Annotated in this window: 10 protein-coding genes; 1 reads left to right on the top strand and 9 read right to left on the bottom strand. The window is 65.3% G+C overall.

What is annotated here, in order from left to right:
- Positions 1 to 73: 73 nt before the first annotated feature.
- The 7 genes from N2605_RS31455 to N2605_RS31485 all read right to left on the bottom strand — a co-directional run bounded on the left by N2605_RS31455 (position 74) and on the right by N2605_RS31485 (position 7438).
- Positions 74 to 1051: an ABC transporter ATP-binding protein gene (locus N2605_RS31455; protein WP_035997077.1), complete on the bottom strand. Its 978-nt coding sequence runs from the start codon at positions 1049 to 1051 to the stop codon at positions 74 to 76.
- Positions 1048 to 2463, bottom strand: a complete 1416-nt coding sequence (locus tag N2605_RS31460; protein ID WP_260344801.1) for an amidase — start codon at positions 2461 to 2463, stop codon at positions 1048 to 1050. Before N2605_RS31460 ends, N2605_RS31455 begins: the two co-directional genes overlap by 4 nt.
- Positions 2460 to 2657, bottom strand: a complete 198-nt coding sequence (locus N2605_RS31465) for a hypothetical protein (protein WP_225129039.1) — start codon at positions 2655 to 2657, stop codon at positions 2460 to 2462. The genes N2605_RS31460 and N2605_RS31465 overlap by 4 nt, the downstream gene beginning before the upstream one ends.
- Positions 2654 to 3715 carry an ABC transporter ATP-binding protein gene (locus tag N2605_RS31470; RefSeq protein WP_035997070.1) on the bottom strand — a complete coding sequence of 354 codons (1062 nt, stop codon included), beginning with the start codon at positions 3713 to 3715 and terminating at the stop codon, positions 2654 to 2656. The genes N2605_RS31465 and N2605_RS31470 overlap by 4 nt, the downstream gene beginning before the upstream one ends.
- Positions 3716 to 3718: 3 nt before the next feature.
- Positions 3719 to 4624, bottom strand: a complete 906-nt coding sequence (locus N2605_RS31475; RefSeq protein WP_035997066.1) for an ABC transporter permease — start codon at positions 4622 to 4624, stop codon at positions 3719 to 3721.
- 3 nt (positions 4625 to 4627) lie between these two features.
- A complete protein-coding gene (locus N2605_RS31480; protein ID WP_074447673.1) occupies positions 4628 to 5581 on the bottom strand; it encodes an ABC transporter permease in 954 nt (317 codons plus the stop codon).
- A gap of 195 nt (positions 5582 to 5776) precedes the next feature.
- Complete coding sequence (locus tag N2605_RS31485; RefSeq protein ID WP_225127965.1) at positions 5777 to 7438, bottom strand: ABC transporter substrate-binding protein; 1662 nt, start codon at positions 7436 to 7438, stop codon at positions 5777 to 5779.
- Positions 7439 to 7636: 198 nt separating this feature from the next.
- On the opposite strand from N2605_RS31485, the gene N2605_RS31490 reads away from it, so the two are divergent.
- Entirely contained in the window at positions 7637 to 9229 is a 1593-nt protein-coding gene (locus tag N2605_RS31490; RefSeq protein WP_260344808.1) for an ABC transporter substrate-binding protein, read from the top strand.
- 67 nt (positions 9230 to 9296) lie between these two features.
- Here N2605_RS31490 and N2605_RS31495 read toward each other — a convergent pair whose 3' ends face one another.
- Both N2605_RS31495 and N2605_RS31500 read right to left on the bottom strand, forming a co-directional pair.
- A complete protein-coding gene (locus N2605_RS31495) occupies positions 9297 to 10541 on the bottom strand; it encodes an acyl-CoA dehydrogenase (RefSeq protein WP_260344810.1) in 1245 nt (414 codons plus the stop codon).
- Between the two features lie 127 nt (positions 10542 to 10668).
- On the bottom strand, positions 10669 to 11910 hold the full coding sequence (locus tag N2605_RS31500) for an acyl-CoA dehydrogenase (RefSeq protein ID WP_260344812.1): 1242 nt from the start codon (positions 11908 to 11910) through the stop codon (positions 10669 to 10671).
- Between the last annotated feature and the right edge of the window lie 39 nt (positions 11911 to 11949).

Here is an 11949-nt window from a genome sequence, read left to right on the forward strand (position 1 = left end):
ATGGAACGGGAACCGGAATGAACGGGGTGTGAATGCTGGAAAGGCTCGCACAGCCCGGTTCAACTCATCCGAACTATGACAGCACGGTGGCCGGCTCCGCCAGGACGCATCTGGCGGCCCGACCCGGCCCGACCGCGACATTCCCGGGCAATTGCTCCAGGCAGCGCGGCTCGGCGAGCTTGCAGCGGGGAGCGAAGGAGCAATTGTGCGGCTTCTCGGCCAGCGACGGCGGCGTGCCGGGGATGGTCTCCAGCCGCTGTCCGCGCTTGGCGCCGTGGATGGTGGAGGCGAGCAGGCCCTTGGCATAGGGATGCACCGGCGAGCGGACGATGTCGCGCAAGGTGCCCTGCTCCACGATCTGGCCCGCATACATCACCGCGACGCGGTCGCAGATCTCGATGGCGACGCCGATGTCGTGGGTGACGAAGATGACGGACATGCCGAACTCGCGCTGCAGCTCCCGCAGCAAGAGCAGAATCTGGATCTGCACGGTGGCATCGAGCGCCGTCGTCGGTTCGTCCGCCAGCAGGATTTTTGGCCGGCAGGCCAGCGCCAGCGCAATCATCGCGCGCTGGCGCATGCCGCCGGACATTTCGTGCGGATAGGCATCCAGCCGGCGCTTGGCCGAGGGAATGCGCACGACCTCGAGCATCTCCAGCGCCCGTGCGCGCCCTTCTGCAAAGCTCTTGCCTTCGTGGCGCACCACGCTTTCGGCGATCTGCGCGCCGATCGTGTAGACCGGATCGAGCGCAAGCGCCGGCTCCTGGAAGATCATCGAGACGGTCTGGCCGCGGAACGACGACAGCTGCTCGTCGTTCATGGCCAGCACGTCCTGTCCCATGACGTTGACCGTCCCCGAAATCTGCGTGCGCTTCTTCGGCAATAGGCGCATCAAGGCACGCAGCGTCACGCTCTTGCCCGAACCGGATTCGCCGAGCAGGCCCAGCACCTCGCTATTGCCGAGCGAGAGACTGAGATCGTTCACGGCATAGACCGTGCGCTCGCCGGTGAAGCGGATGTTGAGGCCTGAGATCTCGACGAGGTTTCTCATGACGGCAGCTTCGGCAATCGGTCGTGATAGTCGGTGACGCGCTGGTACGCGGCGCCAATGGTCAGCAGGGTGGCTTCGTCGAAGGAGCGGCCGATCAGCTGCATGCCGACCGGCAGGCCGGTCGTGGTGAAGCCCGAAGGAATGGTCAGTGACGGCAAGCCCAGGAAATTCACCGGGCGGGTGAACAGCGTCAGCCGCTGCAACAGCGCCGGCGCGTTCGGGCCGCCGCCGACGTCGCTCTCCTCGATCGTCGGCGCCGGCACCGGGGACGCCGGCGCGATCACCGCATCGACGCCTGCCGTCGCGGCATTGTGGGCCGCGAGCGCCGGCCCGCGCCAACGCATCGCCTCGAGATAGGTGATGGCGGGAAGGGCGAGGCCGTTCTGAAGCCGCATCAAGACCTGCGGGCCATAGTCCTGCGGGCGCTCGATCATCCAGCGCTTGTGGAAGGCGGCGGCTTCCGCGGCGAGCACGAGCTGGCTGGCCGAGGACAATTGCCGCTGGTCCGGCAGCTCGACCTTGACGATGTCGGCGCCCTCGCGCTTGAGCACCGCGACGGTCTCGTCCAGCACGCGCGCGACCTCGCTGTCGAGATCGTCGACATAGAACGAGGCGGGCACGCCGATCTTGAGACCCCTCAGCGAAGCCTTGGTGGCTGCGACGTAGTCCGCGAGCGGCTCGTGGCTGCAGGTCGAATCGGCGGGATCAGGCCCGGCCATCAGCGCCAGCAAGAGCGCGCAATCCTCGGCAGTGCGGGCCAGCGGGCCGACGGTGTCGAGCGATTGCGACAGCGGCATTGCGCCGGCGCGGCTGACGCGGCCCACCGTGGTCTTGAGCCCCGTGACGCCACAGAAATGCGCGGGCATGCGGATCGAGCCGCCGGTGTCCGAGCCAAGCGCCGCATAGGTCAGGCGCGCGGCCACCGCCGAGCCGGAGCCGGATGAGGAGCCGCCGGTGATATGGGCGACGTTCCAGGGATTGCGCACCGAACCGTAATGAGCGTTGTGCCCGGTCGGGCCATAGGCGAACTCGGCGAGATGCAGCGTGCCGAGCCGGACCTGGCCGGCGTCCTTGAGCCGCTGCAAGGCGGTGGACGTGACGTTCGGCACGAAGTCGCGGCGGATCAGCGAGCCGCAAGTCGCGACGTGGCCGGCATCGTAATACATGTCCTTGTGCGCGAGCGGCACGCCATGCAGGGGACCGCGGACATTGCCCTTGGCGAGCTCGGCATCGGCGGCATCCGCCGCTTTCAATGCAGCCTCGGCCTCGATCGACATGAAGGCGTTGAGATGCGGCTGCCACTGCGCGATGCGCTGCAGCAGCGCCCGCGTCGCCTCGTGCGAGGACACCTGCTTCATCGCGATCGCGCGCGCGACCTCGGTGAGCGTCATCAAGGCGGGCTCGCGGCTCATTTCGACACCTTCTGCGTCTGCGCGAGCCCGTAAGTTGCGGGCTCCAGATCGAACGGCAGCGTACCCGCGATGGCGGCGAAGCCCTCGAAGGCGGGGCCGATGGCGCTGGAGATGCGGGTTGCGATCTCGTCGTCCACGGGCACGCCGGCGATATGCGCGATCGGCTTGATCTCTTTCGGTGTCGGTCTCGTCATGCGGTTTCTCCCCTGGGGGCGCGGCTGTGGCCTGAACCCGGTATCGCCATGTAGCACGCGGCCTCGTGGCCCATATTATCCAGCGCGGTGAGCTTTGGTGTCGCATTTGCGCAGAGCGGCTCCGCAAACGGGCAGCGGGTGTGGAAACGGCAGCCGGAGGGCGGATCGATCGGATTGGGTGGGTCGCCCGTGATCGGCGGCGTTTCGGTGCGGCGATCAGGATCGGAGGACGGCATCGCGGCGAGCAGCGCGCGGGTATAGGGATGCGCCGGGCTGTCCCAGACCTGGTCGACCGGGCCGAGCTCGACGACCTCGCCGAGATACATCACCAGCACGCGGTCCGAGATGTAGCGGACGACATTGAGGTCGTGACTGATGAAGAGATAGGTGAGGCCGAATTCGCGCTTGAGATCGGCGAGCAGGTTGAGCACCTGCGCCTCGACCGATTTGTCGAGCGCCGAGACGGCTTCGTCCAGGATCACCAGCCGCGGCGACAGCGCCAGCGCGCGCGCGATGTTGACACGCTGGCGCTGGCCGCCGGAGATCTCGTGCGGATAGCGGTTGGCGAAGTTTTCCGGGCGCAGGCCGACCTTGCCGAGCAGCTCTCGCGCCAGGTTGCGCGCCGCGCCATCGGCCATGCCATGGACCTTTGGACCGAAGGCGACGGATTCCTCGATCGTCAGGCGCGGGTTGAGCGAGGCGTAGGAATCCTGGAACACCATCTGCATGCCGCGGCGCAGCTCGCGCAAGCTTAGCGACTGGCCGACGGTCATGCCGTCATAGATGATGTCGCCGTCATCGCGCGGCATCAGGTGCATCAGCAGCCGCGCGGTGGTGGACTTGCCGCAGCCGGACTCGCCGACGATGCCGACCGTCTCGCCCTTGGCGACGGAGAAGGAGACATTGTCGACGGCACGCACGGTGCGCTTGGCGGCGAACAGGCCGCCGCGCACCGGAAAATGCTTGGTCAGGCCGTTGACCTGCAGCAGCGGCTGCGCGAGCCCACCGCGGTCCTCGACCGGCTCCAGCATTTCGACGGAGGTGTTGGTTTCGCTCATGGCCTAGTTCCTGATGTCCATGGCGCTACGCAGGCCGTCCGAGAGCAGATTGAAGCAGATCGAGACCGCGAAGATCATTGCGCCCGGCAAGGCTGCGACCCAGGGATTGACGTAGATCGCGGTGCGCAGCGTGTTCAGCATCAGGCCCCATTCCGGCTCCGGCGGCTTGGTGCCGAGGCCGAGGAAGGACAGACCGGCCGCCAGGATCATCGAGACCGAGATCAGGCTGGTGGCATAGACGAAGATCGCGCCGAGCACGTTGCCGAGGATGTGGACGCGCATGATGGTGAAGGCGCCCGCGCCGGAGGCACGTGCGGCCTCGACGAAGTCCATGTTGCGTACGCCCGTGGTGACGCTCTCGGCGACGCGGGTGATCTGCGGCACGAACACGATGGTCAGCGCCACGATGGAGTTGAGGATGCCGGCGCCGAGCGCGCCGGAGATCGCGATCGCCAGCAGCACCGACGGGAAGGCGTAGAACACGTCCACCGTGCGCATGATCGCGGTGTTGAGCTTGCCGCCGACATAGCCGGCAATGATGCCGAGCGAGGTACCGATGCAGAAGGCCAGGATCACCGGCAGGATGCCGATGACCAGCGACAGCCGCCCGCCATAGATCAGCCGGGCCAGCATGTCGCGGCCGAGCTCGTCGGTGCCGAGCGGATAGCCTGTGGTGCCGATGTGGCGGAGGCGGCGGATCATCGAACCCTTGTAGGGGTCTTCGAGACCGAGCCACGGCGCGAGGATCGCGGACAGGAAGATCAGCAGCAGCACCAGAGCGCAGGCCATGCTGACCTTGTCGCGCATGATGCGGCGGCCGACGGTCGCCCAATAACCGCGCGCCTTGGTGGCGGGCGCGGCCTGCAGCGCGGCATCGCTGGCGGTGGCGGACAACGGAAGCTCGCTCATCGGCTAGCCCCGCTTGATGCGCGGGTCGATCGCGGCTTGGGCGATGTCGACCAGGAGATTGAGGAAGACGAAGAACAGCGCCAGGATCAGGATCGTGCCCTGCAGCAGCGGCAGGTCACGCTGGAAGATCGCCGAGTTGAGCAGGAAGCCCGAGCCAGGCCAGGAGAACACGGTCTCGATCAGGATCGAGCCGCCGAGCATGTAGCCGAGCTGAAGCCCCATCACCGCGAGCGCGGTGGGCGCGGCATTCTTGATGACGTGGCGGAACACGCCGGTTTCGCGCAGGCCCTTTGCACGCAAAGCCTCGACGAAGTCCTGCGAGAGAATGTCGCCAGTGAGCGCGCGCACCGTGCGGGTGACGATGCCCATCGGGATCACCGACGTCGTGATCGCCGGCAGCACGAGATATTTGAGGTGCGCCCAATCCCAGGCCCAGGAGTTGGAGCCGCTGGGGCCGGCGCCGACCGCGGGCAGCCAGTTCAGCTGGACCGAGAAAATGATGACGAGCAGCATGCCGAGCCAGTAATGCGGCACCGAGACGCCGGCGATGGCAAAGGAGGTCGCGACCTTGTCGACCCAGGTCTCGCGGAAATAGCCGGCGATCAGGCCGAGCAGGACGCCCATGGTGAAGCCGATGATGGCGGCGGCAATCGCGAGCGTGACGGTGTTGCCGACCGCGCGCATCACCTCGGCCAGCACCGGACGCCCCGTCGCGATGGAATTGCCGAGATCGCCGTGAAGGGCACGCAACAGCCACAGGCCGAACTGCACCGGCAGCGGCCGGTCGAAGCCGTAGGCGGCGCGCAGCTGCGCGGCGAGCTCCTGCGACGCATCGGCCGGCAGCACGGCGACCAGCGGATCGCCCGGCGTGATGTGCACGAGCAAGAAGCACACCAGCGCGACGCTGATGACGATCGGGACGACGTAGACAATGCGTCTGGCGGTATAGGCGAGCACTGGTCTTCTTTCTTCCTTCTCCCCTTGCGGGAGAAGGTGGCGCGCAAGCGCCGGATGAGGGGTTCGGTCCGCGGTTACAGCATTATCAAATGGAGGAAGGATCACTCGCGGAGAGAGACCCCTCACCCGGCTTCGCTATCCGCGAAGCCACCCTCTCCCGCAAGGGGAGAGGGTGCACTGTGCGTGTGGCGCGAATTACTGCGCGATCGACACCGGCGAGAAGTCGATGAACCAGCTCTTCGGTTGCACGACGCCTGTCACCTTCGGGCTCATGGCGCGCGGGCCGACGTCGTGGGCGACGTAGAGGAAGGCGGCGTCATCGACGGAGGCTGCGTGCAATTCGGCGAGTGCGGCGTCGCGCGCGGCGGGATCGAAGGTCTGGCGCGCCTTCTTCACCAGCTCGTCGAATTTGGGGTTGTTGATGAAGCCCCAATTGTTCGAGACCGGCGGCGCCATGCCCGACTGCAGGAAGCGCACCAGCGCGAAGAACGGGTCCATCGCCGCGTAGGTGACGTTGGTCGCGTGCGAGCCGTTGGCGCTGGGATCCTTGGCGCCGCGGCGCCAGTTGGTGAATAGCGTATTCCATTCGATGACGTCGAGCTGGACGTCGAAATAGCATTCGGCCAACGCCTGCTGGAGATACTCGTTCATCGGCAAGGGCTGCATCTGGCCCGAGCCGGACGCCGACGTCTGCGTCTTCACGGTCAGTTTCTTGTTGGGACCGTAGCCGGCCTCCTGCATCAACTTTTGCGCAGCCGCCTTGTCGTACTTGATCTGGAAGGTGGGATTGCCGCGCCAGGGATGGCCGGGCTCGAAGGTGCCGGACGCCGGCACCATCAGCCCCGCGAGCAGACCGTCCCTGAGGCCTTCGCGGTCGACGCAGAGGTTCGCGGCCTTGCGCACCCGGATGTCGTTCCAGGGCGAGCCCTCGACGCGGGAGAACTGCCACGGCCAGACGTGCGGCTGCTCGTTGGAGTAGAGCTTGAAGCCGCGCTGCTTGAGTTCGGGCAGCGCGTCCGGTGCCGGCGCCTCGACCCAATCGACCTGGCCGGACAGCAGTGCCGCGGTGCGCGCGTTGGCTTCCGGCATCGGCAGCAGCACCATCTTGTCAACCTTGGGCACGCGCGCCTTGTTCCAATAGTCCGGGTTCTTGACCAGCTCGAGCCGCTCGCGCGGCGTAAAGCTCGCCATCTTCCACGGGCCGGTGCCCGAGGCGCTCCTGGCGAAGGCGGTCCATGCGGCCTGCGACTTCGCCTTGGCGTCGGCGCCTTCGGCCTTGTCGTAGAAGGACTGCCACTTCGCCGGGCTTGCCATGAACAGATTGGTGAGATTGATCGGCAGGAAGCTGTCGGGCTCCTTGGTGGTGAGCTCGACGGTCATGTCGTCGATCTTCTTCGCGGAGGCCAGCGTCGGCATGCGCGAGGCCGTGACGCCGACCTGGCTGGCGTCGAATTGCGGCGCATCCTGCTTCAGCACCTTCTCGACGTTCCACACCACCGCGTCGGCGTTGAACGGCGAGCCGTCATGGAAGGTGACGCCTGGGCGCAGCTTGAAGGTCCATTTGGTCTTGTCGGCATCGTCGACCTTCCACTCGGTGGCAAGGCCGGGGATCACCACGCTCGCCTTGTCGGCAGAGGACAGGTCCCAGCTGGTCAGCGCATCGTACATGGTGAGGCCGGTAAAGCGGTTGCCCTCAAAACCCTGATCGGGCTGGCCGAGCGTGCGCGGAATATCGGCAGCAGTCATGCCGATGCGCAGCACAGTTTCGGCAGCCGCCACCCGCGGCCATGCGGCTGCGCTGCCAAGCGCCAACAGCGCGATCAGCGCCGCCCGTGTGTTGTTGTTCTTGATAAACATTGCCTCAGTCCCTTTCCGGCTTCCGATGATTAATTTTGATGCAATCGTATGCAATGGCTATGCCAAGGGAAAACTTTTTCTGCGAATTGCCCCTGCGACGACAAGTCCTTGTGATGACGCACGGGCGAAATCGGCCCCCTGCCTATTCTGGCATCAAGATTGCAGGTTTGGTCCCAGATCCCCCTGGAGCTTTGGGCCATGCGTATTCGTCTATCGACCTGTCTCGCCGTGCTTGCACTGGCGGTGTCTGCAACGGCGCACGCCGAAACGGTGGTGCGTTACGGCATCTCGATGGCGGATATTCCACTCACCACTGGCCAGCCAGATCGTGGCGCCGGCGCCTATCAGTTCACGGCCTACACGATCTACGATCCGCTGGTGGCCTGGGAGATGGATGTCGCCGACCGCCCCGGCAAGCTGGTGCCGGGCCTCGCCACCGAATGGAAGGTGGACGACGCCGACAAGACGAAGTGGCGCTTCACCCTGCGCAAGGGCGTAAAGTTTCACGACGGCAGCGATTTCAACGCCGATGCGGTGATCTGGAATCTCGACAAGGTGCTCAACGACAAGGCGCCGCAATTCGACAAGCGGCAGAGCGCGCAGGTCAAGACCCGCCTCCCCTCCGTCGCCAGCTACGCCAAGATCGACGACTTCACGGTGGAGATCATCACCAAGACGGTGGATTCCTTCTTCCCCTATCAGATGCTGTGGTTCCTGGTCTCGAGCCCGGCGCAATATGAAAAACTCGGCAAGGACTGGGACAAGTTCGCCAGCCAGCCCTCCGGAACCGGCCCGTTCAAGCTGACGAAGCTGGTGCCGCGCGAGCTCGCCGAGCTCAGCAAAAATCCGGACTACTGGAACAAGAAACGCATTCCCAAGGCCGACAAGATCGTGCTGGTGCCGATGCCGGAAGCGCTGACGCGCACCAACGCGCTGCTCGCCGGCCAGGTCGACCTGATCGAGACGCCGGCACCGGACGCCGTGCCGCAGCTGAAGGCGGCCGGCATGAAGCTGGTCGACAACGTCACGCCGCATGTCTGGAATTATCACCTCAGCGTGCTGCCGGGCTCGCCCTGGACCGACATCCGCCTGCGCAAGGCGCTGAACCTTGCGATCAACCGCGACGAAGTCGTCGGCCTGATGAACGGCCTCGCCAAGCCCGCCAAGGGCCAGGTCGACCCGTCGAGCCCGTGGTTCGGCAAGCCCAGCTTCGAGCTGAAATATGATCTCGCCGCCGCCAAGAAGCTGGTGGAGGAAGCGGGCTATTCCAAAGCAAAGCCGCTGAAGACCACCTTCATCATCGCGCAAGGCGGCACCGGCCAGATGCTGTCACTGCCGATGAACGAATTCCTGCAGCAGAGCTTCAAGGAGATCGGCATCGAGATCGACTTCAAGGTAGTCGAGCTGGAGACGCTCTATACCCATTGGCGCAAGGGCGCCGCCGACGAGATGAACGCCGGCATCACCTCCAACAACATCGCCTATGTCACCTCGGATCCGCTCTACGCCATCGTCCGCTTCTTCCATTCCGGCCAGATCGCGCCGGTGGGCGTCAATTGGGGCGGCTACAAGAACCCAAAGGTCGACGCGCTGATCGACGAGGCCAAGCAGACTTTCGATAGTACCAAGCAGGACCAATTGCTGGCGCAGGCGCATGCGCAGATCGTGGACGATGCCACGCTGGTGTGGGTCGTCCACGACACCAACCCGCACGCGCTGTCACCGAAGATCAAGCAGTTCGTGCAGGCGCAGCACTGGTTCCAGGACCTGACGACGATCGGGGTGGAGTGAGCAACGGGCAAGGGCGGGCACGGCGCTTTGCGCCGTTCCCCACCCGGAATAGCCGCGCTGCGCGCGATCACCGCCCCTTGGTCGGGATCTTGTTGTACGGCACGTCCTTGTCGACGCGGATGTCGCCCGGCAGGCCCAGCACGCGCTCGGCGATGATGTTGCGCAGGATCTCGTCGGTGCCGCCGGCGATGCGCATCGAGGGCGAGGACAGCAGCATCTGCTGGAATTGGCCCTGCGCCGTTTCCTCGTCGTTGCCGGTGAGAACACCGGCCGCGCCCTGCAGGTCCATGGCGTAAGTCGCGATGTCCTGCAGCATCATGCCCGAGACCAGCTTTCCGATCGAATTCTCCGGGCCCGGCCGCTCGCCTTTCGACAGCGCCGAGATGGTGCGGTAGCTGGTGTACTTCAGTCCGTTGGATTTTGCTGCCCAGGTCGCCAGCTTGGAGCGCACGGCGGGATCGTCGATGGCGAGGCCATCCTCCAGCATCAGGTTCGAGCAGAGCTCGAACATTTCGGGCACGCCGGTCGCGAGCCGCGCGCCGATCGACATGCGCTCGTTCATCAGCGTGGTCAGCGAGACGTTCCAGCCGTCGCCGACGGCACCCAGCCGCTGGCTGTCGGGGATCACGACATCGGTGAAATAGACCTCATTGAACTCCTGCATGCCGTTGGCCTGCTTGATCGGCCGCACCTCGACGCCGGGGCTCTTCATGTCCAGGAAGAACATGGTGAGGCCCTTGTGCTTGGGCACGTTCGGATCGGTGCGCGCGATCAAAAGACCATAGTCGGAATAATGCGCGCCCGAGGTCCAGATCTTCTGGCCGTTGACGACCCAATTATCGCCTTTCTTCTCGGCACGGGTGCGCAGACCCGCGACATCGGAGCCGGCAGACGGCTCGGAGAACAGCTGACACCAGATCTCCTCGCCCGATGCGAGCTTCGGCAAGTAACGGCGCTTGGCCTCCTCGCTGCCGAACGCCATCACGGTCGGGCCGCACATGCCTTCGCCGATCTGGAACGGCTGCGTCAGCTTGCCGTAGACGCCCTCCTCCTGCTGCCAGATCACCTTCTCAATCGGCGTCGCGCCGCGGCCGCCATACTCCCTGGGCCAATGCAGGCAGGCCCAATTGCCCTCGAACTTCTTCTTCTGCCAGGCCTTGCCGACATCGACGATGTCGCGATTGGCAAGGCGGATGCGGCCAAGCGAGGACTTTGACAGCTCGGCCTGCAATTCCTTCGGCGCATTGGCCTCGATCCATTTGCGCGCGGTCTCGCGGAACGCGGCTTCCTGCGGGGTGTCGTCGAAATTCATGGCGGACCTCTCAATCCTTGCGCGGTGCGTAGGGTGGGTTAGCCGAAGGCGTAACCCACCACTTCTGTCGAGTATCGTTGCGAACGTGGTGGGTTACGCTTCGCTAACCCACCCTACGAATTCGGAGTCATCTTCCCTTCGTCGGGATCTTGTTGAACGGCACGTCCTTGTCGACGCGGATGTCGCCGGGCAGGCCCAGGACCCGTTCGGCGATGATGTTGCGCATGATCTCGTCGGTGCCGCCCTCGACGCGTGTACCCGGCGCACGCAGCAGCATGGCCTGGAAACGGCCGGCCAGCTCGCCATCCTCGCCGCTGACGACGCCGGCCGTGCCCTGCAGATCCAGTGCGTAGGTCGCAACGTCCTGGATCATGGAGCCGGCCACCAGCTTGCCGATGGAGTTCTCCGGTCCCGGGCGTTCGCCCCTCGACAGCGCCGAGATCGCGCGCATGCTGGTGTATTTCAGTCCGCTTGCCTTCACCGCCCAGTTCGCCAGCTTGGATCGCACCGCGCGATCCTCGATCGCCGGGCCGTCGTCGAGCATCAAGCTGGAGCAGTACTCGAACAATTCGGGGAAACCGGTCGAGACGGCCGCGCCGATCGCACTGCGCTCGTTCATCAGCGTGGTCAGCGACACGTTCCAGCCGTCACCGACCTCGCCGAGGCGCTGATGGTCGGGGATGCGGACATTGGTGAAATAGACCTCGTTGAAATCCGAGGCACCGCTCGCCTGCTTGATCGGCCGCACCTCGACGCCGGGGCTCTTCATGTCCAGGAAGAACATGGTGAGGCCCTTGTGCTTGGGCACGGTCGGATCGGTGCGCGTGAGCAGGATGCCGTAGTCTGAATAATGTGCACCCGAGGTCCAGATCTTCTGGCCGTTGATGATCCAGTCGTCGCCGTCCTTCTCGGCGCGCGTGCGCAGGCCCGCGACATCCGAGCCGCCGGCGGGCTCGGAGAACAGCTGGCACCAGACCTTCTCGCCGGAGGCGAGCGGCGGCAGATAGGTGCGCTTATGCTCCTCGCGCGCGAACGCCATCATGGTCGGCCCGCACATGCCGTGACCGATGATGAACATGCGGGACAGCTGGCCGAACGGCCCCTCCTCCTGCTGCCAGATCACGCGCTCGATCGGCGAGGCGCCGCGGCCGCCATATTCCTTGGGCCAGTGCAGGCAGGCCCAGCCGGCGTCGGCCTTTTTCTTCTGCCAGGCTTTTGCCACTTCGAGAATGTCAGCGTTCTTGAGCACGGTGCGGCCGAGTGAGGATTTGCGCAGCTCGTCCTCGTATTGCTTGGGCGCGTTCGCACTGATCCAGGCGCGGGCGGTGGCGCGGAACTCGGCTTCCTGCGGGGTGTCGTCGAAGTTCATCTTGGTTCTCTGTTGTCCGTAGGGTGGATTAGCCGGAGG

The organism is Bradyrhizobium yuanmingense, assembly GCF_025200905.1.
GTDB classification, from domain to species: domain Bacteria; phylum Pseudomonadota; class Alphaproteobacteria; order Rhizobiales; family Xanthobacteraceae; genus Bradyrhizobium; species Bradyrhizobium yuanmingense.

Coding starts and splice junctions, on each gene's coding strand:
- N2605_RS31455 (WP_035997077.1), bottom strand. CDS start 1,051: ATGAGAAACCTCGTCGAGATCTCAGGCCTCAACATCCGCTTCACCGGC.
- N2605_RS31460 (WP_260344801.1), bottom strand. CDS start 2,463: ATGAGCCGCGAGCCCGCCTTGATGACGCTCACCGAGGTCGCGCGCGCG.
- N2605_RS31465 (WP_225129039.1), bottom strand. CDS start 2,657: ATGACGAGACCGACACCGAAAGAGATCAAGCCGATCGCGCATATCGCC.
- N2605_RS31470 (WP_035997070.1), bottom strand. CDS start 3,715: ATGAGCGAAACCAACACCTCCGTCGAAATGCTGGAGCCGGTCGAGGAC.
- N2605_RS31475 (WP_035997066.1), bottom strand. CDS start 4,624: ATGAGCGAGCTTCCGTTGTCCGCCACCGCCAGCGATGCCGCGCTGCAG.
- N2605_RS31485 (WP_225127965.1), bottom strand. CDS start 7,438: ATGTTTATCAAGAACAACAACACACGGGCGGCGCTGATCGCGCTGTTG.
- N2605_RS31490 (WP_260344808.1), top strand. CDS start 7,637: ATGCGTATTCGTCTATCGACCTGTCTCGCCGTGCTTGCACTGGCGGTG.
- N2605_RS31495 (WP_260344810.1), bottom strand. CDS start 10,541: ATGAATTTCGACGACACCCCGCAGGAAGCCGCGTTCCGCGAGACCGCG.
- N2605_RS31500 (WP_260344812.1), bottom strand. CDS start 11,910: ATGAACTTCGACGACACCCCGCAGGAAGCCGAGTTCCGCGCCACCGCC.